Origin of the sequence: Serratia sp. Tan611 (assembly GCF_905188235.1) — a bacterium.
Taxonomy (GTDB): Bacteria; Pseudomonadota; Gammaproteobacteria; order Enterobacterales; family Enterobacteriaceae; genus Serratia_B; species Serratia_B rhizosphaerae.
Genome location: NZ_LR994655.1, coordinates 1,839,776 through 1,855,694, shown reverse-complemented (window position 1 = coordinate 1,855,694; position 15,919 = coordinate 1,839,776). Strand labels below are relative to the sequence as shown.

14 protein-coding genes are annotated in these 15,919 nt (G+C 56.8%); 4 read left to right on the top strand and 10 right to left on the bottom strand.

Translation table 11 applies throughout. The features are described from left to right. Nucleotides 1-9: 9 nt before the first annotated feature. Nucleotides 10-468: a macrodomain Ter protein MatP gene (gene matP, locus TAN611_RS08700; RefSeq protein WP_105230554.1), complete on the bottom strand. Its 459-nt coding sequence runs from the start codon at nucleotides 466-468 to the stop codon at nucleotides 10-12. Nucleotides 469-676: 208 nt separating this feature from the next. Here matP and TAN611_RS08695 point away from each other — a divergent pair, with 208 nt between their 5' ends. Continuing rightward, on the top strand, nucleotides 677-2,425 hold the full coding sequence (locus TAN611_RS08695) for a Lon protease family protein (RefSeq protein WP_172606294.1): 1,749 nt from the start codon (nucleotides 677-679) through the stop codon (nucleotides 2,423-2,425). A 68-nt stretch (nucleotides 2,426-2,493) separates the two neighbouring features. Further along, nucleotides 2,494-3,012 (top strand): bifunctional 3-hydroxydecanoyl-ACP dehydratase/trans-2-decenoyl-ACP isomerase, encoded by a 519-nt coding sequence (gene fabA, locus TAN611_RS08690; protein WP_015671798.1) that lies wholly within the window; start codon nucleotides 2,494-2,496, stop codon nucleotides 3,010-3,012. Nucleotides 3,013-3,110: 98 nt separating this feature from the next. Here the strand turns inward: fabA and TAN611_RS08685 are convergent, their stop codons facing one another. The 7 genes from TAN611_RS08685 to rlmKL form a co-directional block, all read right to left on the bottom strand. Continuing rightward, nucleotides 3,111-3,578: a hypothetical protein gene (locus TAN611_RS08685; RefSeq protein WP_203067547.1), complete on the bottom strand. Its 468-nt coding sequence runs from the start codon at nucleotides 3,576-3,578 to the stop codon at nucleotides 3,111-3,113. A 399-nt stretch (nucleotides 3,579-3,977) separates the two neighbouring features. Then, entirely contained in the window at nucleotides 3,978-4,145 is a 168-nt protein-coding gene (rmf, locus tag TAN611_RS08680; protein WP_004964703.1) for a ribosome modulation factor, read from the bottom strand. Nucleotides 4,146-4,418: 273 nt separating this feature from the next. Next, nucleotides 4,419-4,979 (bottom strand): membrane integrity-associated transporter subunit PqiC, encoded by a 561-nt coding sequence (gene pqiC, locus TAN611_RS08675; protein WP_105230551.1) that lies wholly within the window; start codon nucleotides 4,977-4,979, stop codon nucleotides 4,419-4,421. Continuing rightward, nucleotides 4,976-6,622: an intermembrane transport protein PqiB gene (gene pqiB, locus TAN611_RS08670; protein ID WP_111737389.1), complete on the bottom strand. Its 1,647-nt coding sequence runs from the start codon at nucleotides 6,620-6,622 to the stop codon at nucleotides 4,976-4,978. Before pqiB ends, pqiC begins: the two co-directional genes overlap by 4 nt. Continuing rightward, nucleotides 6,609-7,919: a membrane integrity-associated transporter subunit PqiA gene (pqiA, locus tag TAN611_RS08665; protein WP_370576263.1), complete on the bottom strand. Its 1,311-nt coding sequence runs from the start codon at nucleotides 7,917-7,919 to the stop codon at nucleotides 6,609-6,611. Before pqiA ends, pqiB begins: the two co-directional genes overlap by 14 nt. Nucleotides 7,920-7,995: 76 nt before the next feature. Next, on the bottom strand, nucleotides 7,996-9,900 hold the full coding sequence (locus tag TAN611_RS08660; protein WP_203067546.1) for an ABC transporter ATP-binding protein: 1,905 nt from the start codon (nucleotides 9,898-9,900) through the stop codon (nucleotides 7,996-7,998). Between the two features lie 5 nt (nucleotides 9,901-9,905). Beyond that, nucleotides 9,906-12,026 carry a bifunctional 23S rRNA (guanine(2069)-N(7))-methyltransferase RlmK/23S rRNA (guanine(2445)-N(2))-methyltransferase RlmL gene (gene rlmKL / locus TAN611_RS08655; RefSeq protein ID WP_203067545.1) on the bottom strand — a complete coding sequence of 707 codons (2,121 nt, stop codon included), beginning with the start codon at nucleotides 12,024-12,026 and terminating at the stop codon, nucleotides 9,906-9,908. 103 nt (nucleotides 12,027-12,129) lie between these two features. Here rlmKL and TAN611_RS08650 point away from each other — a divergent pair, with 103 nt between their 5' ends. After that, a complete protein-coding gene (locus TAN611_RS08650; RefSeq protein WP_105230548.1) occupies nucleotides 12,130-13,233 on the top strand; it encodes a YcbX family protein in 1,104 nt (367 codons plus the stop codon). Between the two features lie 2 nt (nucleotides 13,234-13,235). Here the strand turns inward: TAN611_RS08650 and TAN611_RS08645 are convergent, their stop codons facing one another. Together TAN611_RS08645 and pyrD are read right to left on the bottom strand one after the other, a co-directional pair. Then, complete coding sequence (locus TAN611_RS08645) at nucleotides 13,236-13,784, bottom strand: cell division protein ZapC (protein WP_105230547.1); 549 nt, start codon at nucleotides 13,782-13,784, stop codon at nucleotides 13,236-13,238. 235 nt (nucleotides 13,785-14,019) lie between these two features. Further along, nucleotides 14,020-15,030, bottom strand: a complete 1,011-nt coding sequence (pyrD, locus tag TAN611_RS08640; protein WP_111737392.1) for a quinone-dependent dihydroorotate dehydrogenase — start codon at nucleotides 15,028-15,030, stop codon at nucleotides 14,020-14,022. 310 nt (nucleotides 15,031-15,340) lie between these two features. On the opposite strand from pyrD, the gene ssuE reads away from it, so the two are divergent. After that, nucleotides 15,341-15,913: an NADPH-dependent FMN reductase gene (gene ssuE / locus TAN611_RS08635; RefSeq protein WP_203067544.1), complete on the top strand. Its 573-nt coding sequence runs from the start codon at nucleotides 15,341-15,343 to the stop codon at nucleotides 15,911-15,913. The last annotated feature ends 6 nt before the right edge of the window (nucleotides 15,914-15,919 follow it).

The following is a 15,919-nucleotide window of genomic DNA, read 5'->3' as shown; positions in this document are numbered from 1 at the left end:
CTGCTATCCCTACTCTTCGTCTTTGCCCAGGATCGCTTTCAGATCCTGTTTTAACGACGACATCTGACTGGCATACTTCTCTTTTCGCTCGGCATCTTCAATCAGCTGCACCACCGTTTCCGACAGTGTCACGCCGCGACGACGGGCTAACGCCGCCAAACGCTGCCACACTAAAAACTCCAGATCGATGGATTTTTTACGCGTATGCTGATGCTCGGAATTAAAATGGCGCTTGCGTCTGGCGCGAATAGTCTGTTTCATCCGGTTATCAAGCGCAGGGTTCATATGTGCATGAATCCAGGCCAGGACTTTAACCGGCTCGTTTTCCAATTTCAGCAGCTCGTCAACCGCGTCCTGCGCAGCGCTGTTTTCAATGTAGCGGGTGATAAGTTCCCCTTCCCGGTGCTTCTTCACCAGGTATTTCCATTTCCAACCGCTCTCCAGGTTTTCCAGTTGCTGATATTTCATCGTGAGCTCTTCAGTGACCGCGTAACTTCAATAAGCATAACAGCTTTACGCCGAATTTCCCCGGCAATTAAAACCTCTGACAGACTGTTTTTTACACAGTCGTCGCCCGATGTCAAACTCCCGGACATCAAGCGGCACTCCACTGTATCAAGCTGACGTTATTCTTGTATAATCGCTGTTTCACTTTTTGATAATTGCATCTAACACTTTGACCAATAACCGACTTGAATGGCAATCTTTGTTGCCTGCCGTTGCGCCTTACCAGGCGATATTCGATTCTGCTGCTCAGTTGGCGCCCGTCACCTTTGCTGCGCTGCAGCCCCGGCTGGATAATGCCCTGACGTTATTCTGCCATCCACGTTCTCAACCCCGTTTTATGCTGCTTAAGGCGCAGGAAAACCGTGAATATCTGGCATTAATTGCGAGTGCGGTCACACAGCGCCAGCCACAGCAGCCAAGCTGCCCCGGCAGCCATTACACCGTGCACAACGGTCAGGTTCAGGTAGAGCCGGCCAGCCAGGGCGATGAGCCGTTTGCCGCCGGCGGCGCCTGCATTTTCCAGGAATGGGTTGAGCCTGAACAGTTGTTCGGCTGCGCGCGTCTGCAGCAAGGCAACATTACCCTGGCGCCTGGGTTGATACACCGCGCCAACGGCGGCGTACTGATCCTCTCCGCGCGTACCCTGCTGGCACAGCCCCTGATGTGGCTGCGTCTGAAGCAGATGATCGGCCAACGCCAATTCCAATGGTTCTCCCCGGATGAAACGCGTCCGCTGCCGGTCACTATTCCTCCGATGCCGTTGGAGATGCGTCTTATTGTGGTGGGCGACCGCCTTGGGCTGGCCGACTTCCATGATATGGAGCCGGAAATCAGCGAGCTGGCGATGTACGGCGAATATGAAGAAGAGCTGCAGCTCGCCGACGATGAAGATATGACGCTGTGGTGCGGCTATGTGAATACTCTGGCGGCCGAACGGCAGTTGCCGGCGCTGGCCGCCGACGTTTGGCCCCCTCTGCTGACTCAGGCGATACGCTACAGCGGCGATTGCGCCAGCCTGCCGCTCTCACCGACCTGGCTAGGCCAGCAGCTGTCTGAAGCGTCGCTCTATGCCGAAGAAGGCCTGATTACCGCCAAAGCACTCAATGCCGCCCTGACCACCCGCCAATGGCGCGAAAGCTACCTGGCCGAACGCATGCAGGATGATATCGAGCTAGGCCAGATCCTGATCCAAACCGAAGGCGAAGCGATCGGCCAGATTAATGGCCTGTCGGTGCTGGATTATCCCGGACATCCCGGCAGTTTCGGCGAACCCTCGCGTATTAGCTGTGTGGTTCACCTCGGCGACGGTGAATTCACCGACGTCGAGCGCAAGGCGGAGCTGGGCGGTAACCTGCATGCCAAGGGCATGATGATTATGCAGGCATTTTTGATTTCCGAGCTGGAATTGGATCAACAGTTGCCGTTTTCCGCTTCTATGGTGTTTGAGCAATCGTACGGTGAAGTCGACGGCGACAGCGCTACGCTGGCCGAACTGTGCGTACTGATCAGCGCCCTGTCGCAGCAGCCGATTAACCAACAGATTGCCGTCACCGGCTCCGTCGACCAGTTTGGTAACGTCCAGCCTATCGGCGGCGTCAACGAAAAAATCGAAGGTTTCTTCGACGTCTGTCAACGTCGTGGTCTGACGGGCAAGCAAGGCGTTATTTTGCCAGCGGCCAACGTCCGTCATCTGTGTCTGCGTCAGGATGTGGTCGATGCGGTGCGCGAAGAACAATTCCACCTGTGGGCGGTGGACAGCGTAGCGGAAACCTTGCCATTATTAACGGGTTGCCTCTATGCCGATGAACAGCAGCCAAATTTACTGGCGGCGATTCAGGAACGGATAGCGCAGGTGAACCCGCAGGAACGGCAACGTCCATGGTGTTTACGCTGGCTCAACTGGTTTAACCACGGCTGATCGGACTTGTTCGGCGTACACGTGTTCGCTAATCTTCGTCCTTCATTAAAATAAGGTTTACTGAGAACATGGTAGATAAACGCGACTCCTATACGAAAGAAGACCTCGAAGCATCCGGCCGTGGCGAGCTGTTTGGCGCCGGCGGCCCGCCGTTGCCGGCAGGTAACATGTTGATGATGGACCGCGTGGTCAAAATGACAGAAGAAGGCGGCACACACGGTAAAGGCTACGTTGAAGCAGAGCTGGATATCAATCCGGACCTGTGGTTCTTCGGTTGCCACTTTATCGGCGATCCGGTCATGCCAGGCTGCCTGGGTCTGGACGCCATGTGGCAGCTGGTAGGCTTCTACCTCGGCTGGCTTGGCGGCGAAGGCAAAGGCCGTGCGCTGGGCGTCGGCGAGGTGAAATTCACCGGCCAGGTTCTGCCTACCGCGAAAAAAGTGACCTACCGCATCAACTTCAAGCGCGTTATCACCCGTAAATTGATTATGGGCGTAGCCGACGGTGAAGTACTGGTCGACGGTGAAGTCATTTACACCGCCACCGATCTGAAAGTGGGCCTGTTCAAGGACACCACGGCGTTCTGATGGCCAGACGGCGGCTTCCCCAGCCGCCGCACTGCACAAACGCATGCGATACAAGAAAGCCTCGCTTAGCGAGGCTTTTTTAATGCGCAATTACCGCACTACCAATCGCTGCCGTAGTGAAACTCAATCCGCGCCTCAATCATCCCCGGCCTGACCTGGTCATTTAATGAGACCAGCATCGCCTCAAACACCAGCATATCGCCAACCAGCGGGAAGTTCTGCCCCTGTTCCGGAAAGATGGACATGCCGATACAAGAGAGTCGGATGCCGATATCCGGATGCGACGTGGCAAATAGCGTATCATCCGCCACCGCCCGCGCCCCGCTAAAGTAGCCTACCATCGTCTTACATGCCTGGCTGAACACGATCTGCCCCTGGATAGCCGCAGCGCTGCTGCCGGCCGCACTGAATATCGAGTCAGACACCTTCGCCATCATAATCTCTACGTCGGCCGGGCCAGAAACATGCGGCGGCGCCGCAAAAGGCAACAAACCGCCGCCCAATTCGGGGACGGTCAATGGACTCTCGAGTACTTCCGCGCGAAAACGAATTGATTTAATCGCCATGTTATTTTCCTATCTAAGTTTCCCTTCTCTGTATAAAGCCCCGTTCTCACCAGGCTTTACGCGTTCTCCATCAGGCCGGGGATAGCGTTGACTGCGTTAATTTTCAGCATCGCGCCCCTTACCACCGTCATCTTTTTGTTAGACATTATCACTGCATCATATAAAGCCGACACGGCAATTCACCGTGCAAATCATTGTTATATAATAACTTTGTATGACCTTGATAACATAAAAGGGGAGTTAAGTAAGGGTGGTGAAGCAAATTATTCGGCATTTTTTGCGAGGAGGTGTGGAAAGGCGGTTTAAATGACGATCGCGTACGGTAGCGTTGCCCGGAGGCAGAAACGAAAACCTCCGCGCACCGGCGGAGGTCACTCCTTCTTCATGACAGAGAGCCGCTTAAGCGGTCACAGCCCTGTCTTCCATGGCTTGTCGCCAACCTCCCAGCCAATTGGCCCGGGCGTCTAAAGACTGGTAGGGACAAAGTTCCCTGGAACGCCCTGAAAGACCTGCTTGGTAACCACGGGACTGTGCCCGTTCCAGACGATCTCGCTTCTGTCTCTTCATGCCTCGTTTCCCTCATTCTTGGTCTGCTGGAAAGAAAACAGCGGCCACTTTTTGTGCAGCCACGAATAACCAATAGCGCGATTTGACGTGAAGATCAATGCGCAAATTTCACGCCAGTGTCATATTTGTGAGCTATATACACAGAAATCGCTAAGTGGCTGATAACGCGAGAATCGCACTAATATATTGAAACTTATCAAAAAAAACGCCAGCGGGTCATCAAGCAATGAGCCGCTGGCGTTCGCTTAGAGCATTTAAGCTGCACTTATGCCATCAAAAACGACCAAGCTGGGCGGCAATGGTCTGCGCTTCCTGCTGCCAGCCGGTGGCCAGCGTACGAACTAACGCATCATAGCCATCTTCGCTCTGCGTCAGCGCCAGACTAAACGGCCGCTTGATCATCTGTCCGTGGCGGTTCAGCACCCATTCGCCGCGAATAATCGCTTTACCGTCATAGCGACCGTGAAAACCGGTGATCGTCACGTTCAGTACATCCTGATCGCTGCTCATCGGCTGCGAGGAAACCAGCCAGCCCGGCAGCGCATTGCTCAGGTTAGTGACCAATGACTGCTGCAGCTGCTGATCCAGCGGGCTGGCCCACAGGTTGTTCTGACCAATCACGTACTGCACGTCATTGGTCTGATACACCACGCCGTTCTGCGCCAGATAATCCGCCACGCCGACGTGCTCAAGCCACAGCTGGCGCGACGCCGAGGCGACGCTTCCCTGCTGCGCCGGCGCGCTCATCGCCGGCAGCTGATAGTAGGTTTTCTGTGGCGTACTGCTACAGGCGCTGAGCAACAGCGCCAGAGTTACCGGAATCCATTTCATCATTGTTTGGCCTTCTTCGGCTGAGGATCGTCGCTGCTCTTGGCTTCAAACACCAATGCATTGCTCTTGTCATTCAGGGTGCGCAGCACCGGCTGCAGTTCGCGCAATACCTGATCCAGACGCTGCATGTCGCCCACCATTTTATTGTAGGCAGGAGAACCCGGCTGGAAGCCTTTCATACTGCGGTTCAGTTCCTGCAGCGTTTTCTGCATATCCTGCGGCAGATCTTTCATCGCCTTGCTGGACATAATCTCGTTCAGCGACTTCATGGTTTCCTGCGTTTCACGCATGGTGCGTTGGCTTTCCGCCAGCGTTTTGGTCGCTTCGTTGATCATCGGGTTCAGCGGCATCGCATTGATCTTGTCCAGCGTCTGCATCAGCTTCTGCTGAATTTGCGCCAGGCCACCACTGGTGGTCGGCAACAGCGGATAACCGAACATTGTATGCGGCCCTTTCCACTCTTTTTGCTGCGGGTAGAAGTCCAGATCGATATACAGCGAACCGGTCAGCAGGTTGGCGGACTTCAGCGACGCACGCAAACCGCGGGACTCGGCGTCCTTCAGATGCTGCTCCATATCGAAGTCTTTACCCAGCTGTTTCTGGAAGCGATCCGGCTCGATGCGGATCAGCACCGGAATACGATAATCGTTGTTCAGACTCTGCTCCAGGCCTTCTTTATAGAACGGCACCTGAGCAACGGTCCCCAGACGGATACCGCGGAACTCAACCGGCGCGCCAGGCTGCAAACCACGTACCGAATCAGAGAAGAACATCAGGTAATCTTTATGCACGGTATACAGCGAATCCTGGATACTGCGCTGATTCTCGTACAGCTCGTACACGGATTTCTCTTTCGCCTTCGCGCCGCGCTCCCAGCCCTGCGGTACGTCAAAGCTGACGCCGCCGCTGAACAGCGTAGTCAGCGATCCCATCTCAACCCGCATGCCCTGCGCCGACATGTCGAACGTCACCCCGCTGTCTTTCCAGAAGCGGACATTGGTGGTCACCAACTGATCGTAAGGCGCGGAAACAAACAGCTGATAACGCATGGCGCGAATTTTCGGGTCGAAGTAGCTGGTTTCCACCGAGCCGACGCGATAGCCGCGGAACAGTACCGGATCGCCGGCGTTCAGCTGGCCGGACTTATCGCTGTCGAGCACAATACGCAGCCCTTTGGCATCCGGAGAAGCCAGCGGCGGCGCATCCAGTAATTGATACTCGTCTTTACCCGCATCGCCCTTGCTGCCAGGCTGCAGCTCAATATAGGCGCCGGAGAGCAAGGTGCCGAGGCCGGTGACCCCCTCACGGCCGATTTGCGGCTTCACCACCCAAAAGGCGGAATCCTGACGCAGCAGTTTATTCATGCCAGCGTTGAGCCGCGCCTTCACCAGCACCTTATTCAGGTCGTCGCTCAGCGTCACGCTCTCGACGGTGCCGACATCTACGCTGCGGCTTTTGATTTTGGTTTTACCCGCCTCCAGCCCTTCCGCCGTCGTGGTATATAAGGTCACCACCGGCCCCTGATGGCTGAAATGGTAAAACAGGATCCAGGCGCCGATCAGCGCGGTGACGATCGGAATAATCCACACCGGCGACCAGCGCTTAATCTTTTCAACATCCGCGATGCTATGATTACTTTCCGTCACCTTGCGGCTCCTTCTTTATTGTTTCATTTACGCGGTCCCAGCTCAGGCGGGGATCAAACGTCATGGCGGCAAACATCGTGAGGATCACCACCAGGGCGAACAGCAGTGCGCCGGTAGCAGGATAAATACTCATCAACTGTCCCATTCGTACCAACGCCGAAAGTACGGCGATGACAAACACGTCGATCATTGACCAACGGCCAACAAACTCTACGACTTCATAAATCAGGTGCATGCGTTCACTGTCCGCACGCTGTTTTCCTTTAACGTTGGCATCCCAGCACAGCCAGCCGATCGCCAGCATTTTCAGACTCGGCACCATAATACTGGCGATGAAAATCACCATGGCGACCGGATAAGAGCCGTCGCTCCACAGCAAAATCACCCCGGCCATCACGGTGGACGGCATTTTATTGCCCAGCGCTTCCGTCACCATAATCGGCATCAGCATCGCGGGGATATACAGAATAAATGAGGTGATCAGCAGCGCCATAGTCCACTGCAGGCTATTATTGCGCCGAACATGACCCTGCGAGTGGCAGCGCGGGCAACGCAGCTGCTCCGCCGGCAGAATCGCGGTGCAGCAGCGGCAGGAACGCAGCCCCTGGCGCATACCGGTCTTGCCGACCGTGACCGGCTGTGCGACAGGCGGCGCCGCTTCAATGTCCTGCCACAGCCAGCGGCGGTCCACACACTGGAAAGCGCGCACCTGCAACAGGCAGAACAGGCAATAAGGAATAAAACTGGTGCCGATGCCGATATCGCCGTACGCCATCAGTTTGACGAAACTGACCAGCACCCCCGCCAGGAAAATCTCCACCATGCACCAGGTTTTGAACTGGAACAGCACTTTCGCCATCCACACCTTCAGCCCCTGCGGCAGTCTCACCCTGCCGCACAGCAGGATAATCGCCAGCATGCAAAATGTCGGGATCAGTTGGACAAACACCATAAACAGCGTTGCCATGCTGGCGTAATCTTCCGCCACCATCACTTCAGGAATATGGATAAGTTTGATTTCGCTGACGATGCCGGCCACGCGCATATTGACGAACGGGAACAGGTTAGCCACCAGCAGCATAAACAGCGCGCTGAGCGCATAGCCGATCGGCCGTTTACGCGGTTCATCCCAGCGGGTGCTGAGCTGAGTTTTACAGCGTGGACATACCGCTTTGCTGCCATAGGGCAAAGGCGGCATAGCCACCAGCATGTCGCATTGCGGACACAAAATCAGGCCATCTTGCTGCTCGCCGTGCAACGAATGGCTATGCTGCTGGTGATTTTCGTGGGAACACACCATTTTCCTCCTTAACAACATCAACGCTCAATGCTGTAACCCGGCCCGCAGCAGCTCGCGGGCCGGATTGAGCCAATCAGCCGTTTTTCATCGCTTCCAGTTCTTCCCAGCGGGCAAACGCGCTTTCCAGCGCCTGCTCGGCGGCGGCCAAATCGCTCAGCACCTTTTGCGTCTCCTCATGGGGACGCGAGAAGAAATCAGCATCGCTGACTTCGGCCTGTAACGCCTCAATGTCCTTTTCCAGCTGTTCGAGACGCTGCGGCAATTGTTCCAGCTCACGCGTCAAGTTATAGCTCAGTTTGGTCGCAGACTTCTTCGGCTGCTCGTTTTTTTTCTCCGCCGGCTTGCTCTGAGCTACCGGCGCGGCCTGACGGATCGGTTTGGCGGTGGCGCGCTGATGGTGGGCGTCATAATAGCCGCCGACAAAGGCGTTAATCACGCCGTTGCCTTCAAAAATCCAGCACTCGGTCACCGAGTTGTCCACGAACTGACGATCGTGGCTCACCAGCAGTACGGTGCCCTGATAGCCGTCGATCAGCTCTTCCAGCAGCTCCAGCGTTTCTACATCCAGATCGTTGGTCGGTTCATCGAGGATCAGCAGGTTGCTTGGTTTCAGGAACAGCCGCGCCAGCAGCAGGCGGTTGCGTTCACCGCCCGACAGCGCCTTCACCGGCGTCATCGCCCGTTTCGGATGGAACAGGAAGTCCTGCAGATAGCCGAGCACATGGCGTGAACGACCGTTGACCATCACTTCCTGCTTGCCTTCCGCCAGGTTGTCCATCACCGTACGTTCAGGATCCAGCTCCGCGCGGTGCTGGTCGAAATAGGCCACTTCCAATTTGGTGCCGCAGTGCACGCGGCCGCTGTCGGCCTGCAACTGGCCGAGCATCAGCTTCAGCAGCGTGGTTTTGCCGCAGCCGTTCGGCCCGACCAGCGCAATTTTGTCGCCGCGCTGCACCTGGGCGGAAAAATCGCGCACCAGCACTTTATCGCCAACCTGATAGTTGACGTTCTCCAGCTCAAAGACGATTTTGCCGGAGCGCGTCGCCTCTTCCACCTGCATCTTGGCGGTGCCCATCACTTCGCGACGCTCGGCGCGCTCCATACGCAGAGCCTTCAGCGCGCGCACGCGCCCCTCATTGCGGGTACGGCGCGCCTTGATGCCCTGACGGATCCACACCTCTTCCTGCGCCAGTTTGCGGTCGAATTCGGCGTTTTGCAGCTCTTCCACCCGCAGCGCTTCCTCTTTGCCCAGCAGATACTGATCGTAATTGCCCGGCCAGGAAACCAGCTTGCCGCGGTCCAGATCGATAATGCGCGTCGCCATATTGCGGATAAACGAACGGTCGTGGGAGATAAAGATGATGCTGCCCTGGAACTCTTTCAGGAAGCCTTCCAGCCAGTCGATAGTTTCAATATCCAGGTGGTTGGTCGGCTCATCCAGCAGCAGCACGCGCGGCGAACTGACCAGCGCGCGCCCCAGCGCCGCCTTACGCAGCCAGCCGCCGGAAAGCGATGACAGCTGCGCTTCGCCGTTCAGCCCCAGCTGCGCCAGCACTTCGGCGATCCGGCTGTCCAGTTGCCACAGCCCGTGGTGATCGAGGATCTCCATGACCTTCGCCATCTTCGCCAGGTTCTTTTCGCTGGGATCCTGCTCTACCTCGTGAGAGATCGCGTGATAGGCTTTCAGGTGTTCGGCCTGTTCGGCCACCCCTTCCGCGACAAAATCAAACACCGTGCCGCCGATATTGCGCGGCGGATCCTGCTGCAGGCGCGCAACAATCAGATCCTGTTCGTAAATCACCCGGCCGTCATCCAGCGGCTGCTCTTTGCCGAGAATTTTCAGCAGGGTGGATTTACCGGCGCCGTTGCGCCCGACCAGACACACGCGCTCGTTGTCTTCGATATGAATTTCGGTGTTGTCCAGCAGCGGCGCATCGCTGAACGACAGCCAGGCGCCGGACATGCTAATTAACGACATAGTAATTATTTTCCTTCGCCGGCATGGGTGACCAGCCAGCAGTTGTGAATCTGACGGTTACGGGCAAAATCCTGCGACAGCGTCTGAGCGGTGATCTCTTTCGCTTCCAGCCCCAATGCCTGCAGCCCGTCCAGATCCATGCGGAAACCGCGCTTGTTATTCGAGAACATGATGGTGCCGTTACGGCGCAGCAACCGTTTTAAATCCGTCATCAGCGCCACATGATCGCGCTGAACGTCAAAGGTGTTCTCCATCCGCTTGGAGTTGGAGAAAGTCGGCGGATCGATAAAGATCACGTCGAACTGTTCGGCAGCATTATGCAGCCATGACAGGCAATCTGCTTGTATCAATCGGTGCTGCCGGCCGGTCAGTCCGTTGGCGCGCAGGTTTTTCTCCGCCCATTCCAGATAGGTGCGCGACATATCGACCGTGGTGGTGGAGCGTGCGCCGCCCAGGCCGGCGTGGACGCTGGCGCTGCCGGTATAGGCGAACAGGTTGAGGAAATCTTTCCCTTTGCTCATCTCACCCAGCATACGGCGCGCGATACGGTGGTCCAGGAACAGGCCGGTATCCAGATAGTCGGTCAGGTTGACCCACAGCTTGGCGTTAAACTCTTCCACCAGCAGGAACTCGCCCTTCTGCGCCAGTTTCTCATACTGGTTTTTGCCCTTCTGCCGTTCGCGGGTTTTCAGTACCAGCTGGTTGGACGGCAGATCCAATACCGCCAGCGTGGCATTGATCACGTCAAACAGTCGCTGGCGCGCTTTTTGCGCATCGACCGTTTTCGGCGGCGCATACTCCTGCACCACCACCTTGCTGCCGTAGCGATCCACCGCCACGTTATATTCCGGCAGATCGGCGTCGTACAGGCGATAGCATTCAATCCCCTGCTGCTTCGCCCATTTATCCAGCTTTTTGACGTTTTTACGCAGCCGGTTGGCGAAATCTTCCGCCACCTGAATGCCGCCGCTGCCCTGCGGGCTTTCCGCCAGCTGATAGTTTTTCTGCACGCAGTCCAGCGGGCCGTTTTTGGCCTTGTACTGGCGCTCGGCGCGCAGCTGCAGGCAGCTCAGCAGTTCCGGTGAAGCGCTGAACAGCGACAGCTGCCAGCCGCCGAATCCGCTCTTCATAACGCGCCCCAGCATGTTGTGCAGCGCAATCAGCGCCGGTTCGCTTTCCAGGCGTTCGCCATACGGCGGGTTGCTGAGTACGGTGCCTGCCGGGCCTTCCGGCAGCGGGTTGTGCAACTTGCTGACGTCATTGACGTTAAAAGTAATCAGTTCAGCGACGCCGGCGCGGCGGGCGTTGGCGCGCGCCATGTCAATCACCCGGCGATCGATATCCGAACCGAAGAAGCGCGAGGTCGTTTCCTGCAGTCCGCGGCGGGCGCGCACCTGCGCTTCCGCCACCACTTCACGCCACAGCTCGGCGTTATGGCCGTTCCAGGCGCTGAAGCCCCAGTGCTGGCGATGCAGCCCCGGCGCGCGGTCGGCGGCGATCATCGCCGCTTCGATCAGTAAAGTACCGGAACCGCACATCGGATCCAGCATCGGCGTGCCCGGCTGCCAGCCGGAGCGCTGCACGATCGCCGCCGCCAGAGTCTCTTTCAGCGGCGCCTGGCCGGTCAGATCGCGGTAGCCGCGCTGGTGCAGGCCTTCGCCGCTCAAATCGAGCGCCACGCTGGCCATATCGCGCTGCAGGAAGACGTTTATCCGGATGTCCGGCTGCTGTTTCGCCACGGTCGGGCGCTGGTCGATTTTGCGGGTAAAACTGTCGACGATGGCGTCTTTCACTTTCAGCGCGCCGTACTGGCTGTTGCGGATCTCTTCGTTCACGCCGCTGAAGTGGACGGCGAAGGTTTTATCCACGCCGAAAATCGACGTCCAGTCAATCGCCTGCACGCCAAGGTAGAGATCCAGATCGCTGTGCACGCGGAATTCATTCAGCGGCAGCAAAATGCGTGAAGCCAGGCGGCTCCACAGCAGACTTTGGTACAGAAGACGATCGTCGCCTTGAAAATGTACCCCGCCCTGCACGACTTTACAGGCGTGGGCGCCAAGCCGCTCCAGTTCGCTTTTTAACAGTTCTTCCAATCCACGCGCTGTGCTAGCAAACAAAGAGTTCATATCGTACTTATCACCAAAAAGAAAATTGTTGCGCATTATAGCTAATCCGCACCGCTTGTCATAAAGTTGCTCCTCCCTATTTACAAAACCCACGGAGGCAAGGGTGATCACGCTTTCTCGGCTTTACGTCCATCCGGTGAAATCTTTACGCGGTTTACAGCTCTCCCACGCCCAGGTGGCGAACCACGGGCTGGCGTTCGATCGCAGCTTTATGATCACCAGCCCCGACGGAACCTTTATCACCGCGCGGCAATATCCGCAGATGGTGCTGTTCACGCCGGCGCTGCTGGCGGACGGCCTGTATCTGACGGCACCCGACGGCGACAGCGCGACGATTCGCTTTGACGACTTTGCCGCCGAGCAGCAGCCGACCGAAGTGTGGGGCAACCATTTCACCGCCCGGGTAGCGCCGGCGGCCATCAACCAGTGGCTGAGCGGCTATTTCCAGCGAGACGTACAGCTGCGCTGGCTCGGGCCGGAACTGACCCGGCGCGTCAAAAAACACCCGGAGGTGCCGCTGTCTTTTGCCGACGGCTATCCGTTCCTGCTGATAAATGAAGCCTCATTCCGCGATCTGCAACAGCGTTGCCCCGCCGGCATCAAGCTGGAGCAGTTCCGTCCGAATCTGGTGGTGAGCGGCGCAGCGCCCTGGGCCGAAGACGGCTGGCAAGTGATCCGCGTGGGCGAGGTGATGTTCGATCTGGTCAAACCGTGCAGCCGCTGCGTGCTGACGACCGTCAGTACCGAACGCGGACGCAAGCACCCGAGCGGCGAGCCGCTGACAACGCTGCAGGGCTTCCGCACGGCGGATAACGGCGATGTGGATTTCGGTCAGAATATGATTGCCCGCAACAGCGGTATTATCCGCGTTGGCGACGCGGTAGAGGTCTTGTCGAATAAACCACCGCGTCCTTACCACGCCGGCAAGGTGGCCGAAAAGGTGCAGGCACCGCAGAACCAGGCGCAAAGCCTCACCATCGACTATCAGGGTCAGGTGTTTAGCGGCAACAATCAGCAGATTTTACTGGAGCAGTTGGAACAGCAAGGCATCCGCGTTCCCTACTCCTGCCGGGCGGGGATCTGCGGAACCTGCCAAATGACGCTGGTCAAAGGCGAAGTGGCACCGCTGACGAAAAGCGCGCTGGCGAATGACGGCACGATTCTGTCTTGCAGCTGTATACCCAAAAGCGATCTGACGTTAAGTTAGGCTCAGACCGCTCTGTCGTACGCCGGGGCGGTATCGGCATCGTGCGAATAGGGTTTCAGGCGGTCGTGCATCACCTTGATGGCGTCGCCGAATGCCATGGTGCGTCCTGCTACCGTCAGTTGGCCCTGCGCCAGTAAACACAGGCTGGCGTTATCGCCGGCTTCCACCACCAGCAACCGCGCGTCATGTCCGCTGTCCATCACTTTCACCGCCACCAGCTCGCCGTTTTTCGGCTGCAGCGGGAAATGCTGCTGGGCAAAATGCCAGCTCTTCGGCATCAACGGCTTGAGGAAACGGTAGGCCACCAGCGCATTCAGCACCAGCTCCGCGCGCTGCTCATGGCTGAGTTTGGTGCGTTTGCACTGCTCTTCATAGGTAAAGTACAGCGCGGCGTCCTCAACGCAAAACGCGCATTCGTCAAATGCATCCGGCGTCAGCATCTTGGCCGGAAAACGCGAACGAAAGATCATCCCGTTGGCCAAATCAAGCATCAGCCGGTCGTGTTCGGCGTCGAAATACCAACGCCAATTATCGTCAGGTTTTATCTTCATCGTTTGTCCTTTATCGCCACTCGCCAACGAATATGCCCGGCACAAAAAGAAGCCGCGCTCGCTATGCGCCGCTTCTCGCCTCAGGCATATAATTTACCCCAAAGGGTGATTCTACCACCTAAAATCTTGCCTAAACATCGGATAATTCCGCGAACGATATTTAGGCTAATGAACAAAATATAGACGAGCCGGGAGAATAAATAAACCCCCGACAAGGTCTGAAAGGAAAAAAATATTAGATATGGTTAACGATATCTTTAATCAAACGCGGACCATGGTAGATAAAGCCGGAATAAATTTGCACCAGCGTCGCCCCCGCCGCTATTTTTTCTCGCGCGGCGGTCAGAGAATCAATTCCGCCGACGCCGATAATCGGCAGCTTGCCCTGCAGTTCCTGCGACAGGCGACGGATCACCTCGGTGCTGAGCGACTGGACGGGACGGCCGCTCAGCCCGCCCATCTGTTCGCAGTAATTTAATCCCTGCACCAGTTTACGATCCAGCGTGGTATTGGTGGCGATGACCCCATCAATATTATGGCGAACCAAACTGTCGGCAATTTGGATCAACTCTTCCTCAGAAAGATCCGGCGCGATCTTTACCGCTACCGGCACATATTTGTGATGGCGCTCATGTAACTCCGCCTGCTTATTTTTAACCGCTGCCAAAAGATCGTCCAGCGCTTCACCATACTGCAGGGATCTTAATCCCGGCGTATTCGGTGAAGAGATGTTGATCGCAATATAACCGGCATACGGATAAACTTTATCCATACAGATCAGATAATCGTCTTTACCCTCTTCTACCGGCGTATCTTTATTCTTGCCGATATTAATCCCCAGGATGCCGCCAAAATGGGATTTTTTGACGTTCTCAACCAGGTTGTCCACACCGTGGTTATTAAAGCCCATGCGGTTAATAATGCCTTCCGCTTCAACAATGCGGAACAGCCGCGGCTTGTCGTTGCCCGGCTGCGGGCGCGGCGTCACGGTGCCGATTTCAATAAAACCGAAGCCCATCGCGCCCAGCGCGTCGATGCATTCGCCGTTTTTATCCAGACCGGCGGCCAGCCCTAGCGGATTCTTAAAAGACAGCCCCATACAGGTTACCGGTTTGGTCGGCACCGACTGGCGCACCAGAAATTCGAAAGGGGTGCCGGTCACACGGCGCAGTTGCTGGAAGGTCAATTCATGCGCGCGCTCTGGATCGAGCTGGAACAACGCTTTCCTGATGAGGGGGTAGTACATGTACTCTCCTGATTTCCCGGTTATCCCCAAGATGCGGAAGTGGCCGCCGCATCCCGAACGCTATTGGGTTAGTTACAAACCGGGGGCATATTATCCGGGATCCCCGACGTAATTGGAATTGATTCCGCGCAAAAAAGGCGTTTTTTACGCAACCGTTTTCCCGCCGCTCCCGCCGCGCATCGCCAATGCGTATTTCCGCATAACCAAAGCCAAAAATGAGATTTAAAAAACCGGCCGCTTTGCTGTTAGCTTTAAAACACTTACTCATCTTTTACTCATTAAACCTAACTTTTAGTTATAAGGATTGGTTATGCACGTTATAACCCTGGCCGGCAGCCCGCGCCTCCCCTCCCGTTCTGCGGGGTTACTGAATATTGGCCAACAGTGGCTGCAGCGCCGCGGCGTTGAAGTGACGCCCTACACCCTGCATGACTTCAACGCGGAAGACTTGCTGCGCGCCAACTTCAACAGCCCGACGATTAAAACTTTTGCCGCCCGCCTGGCGCAGGCCGACGGGCTGCTGATCGCCACCCCGGTGTATAAGGCATCGTTTTCCGGTGCGTTGAAAACCCTGCTGGATCTGCTGCCCGAACGCGCGCTGGAACACAAAGTGGTGCTGCCGCTGGCCACCGGCGGCTCTATCGGCCACATGCTGGCGGTGGATTATGCCTTAAAGCCGGTGTTATCGGCGTTAAAAGCCCAGGAGGTATTGCACGGCGTGTTCGCCGATGACGGCCAACTGACGTCACAGGGCGAGCGGTTAACGCCCAGCGATGCGGTGGCGCTGCGGCTGGAAGAGGCGCTGGACAACTTCTATCTGGCATTGAGCCGTCGCCAGCCTGCGCCTTCTCCCGCGCCAGAGCTGCTGCCGGCGCAATCCTGACCCTGG

Coding starts and splice junctions, on each gene's coding strand:
- rlmKL (WP_203067545.1), bottom strand. CDS start 12,026: ATGAACTCTTTGTTTGCTAGCACAGCGCGTGGATTGGAAGAACTGTTA.
- ssuE (WP_203067544.1), top strand. CDS start 15,341: ATGCACGTTATAACCCTGGCCGGCAGCCCGCGCCTCCCCTCCCGTTCT.
- TAN611_RS08685 (WP_203067547.1), bottom strand. CDS start 3,578: ATGGCGATTAAATCAATTCGTTTTCGCGCGGAAGTACTCGAGAGTCCA.
- matP (WP_105230554.1), bottom strand. CDS start 468: ATGAAATATCAGCAACTGGAAAACCTGGAGAGCGGTTGGAAATGGAAA.
- pqiC (WP_105230551.1), bottom strand. CDS start 4,979: ATGATGAAATGGATTCCGGTAACTCTGGCGCTGTTGCTCAGCGCCTGT.
- TAN611_RS08660 (WP_203067546.1), bottom strand. CDS start 9,900: ATGTCGTTAATTAGCATGTCCGGCGCCTGGCTGTCGTTCAGCGATGCG.
- pyrD (WP_111737392.1), bottom strand. CDS start 15,030: ATGTACTACCCCCTCATCAGGAAAGCGTTGTTCCAGCTCGATCCAGAG.
- rmf (WP_004964703.1), bottom strand. CDS start 4,145: ATGAAGAGACAGAAGCGAGATCGTCTGGAACGGGCACAGTCCCGTGGT.
- fabA (WP_015671798.1), top strand. CDS start 2,494: ATGGTAGATAAACGCGACTCCTATACGAAAGAAGACCTCGAAGCATCC.
- TAN611_RS08645 (WP_105230547.1), bottom strand. CDS start 13,784: ATGAAGATAAAACCTGACGATAATTGGCGTTGGTATTTCGACGCCGAA.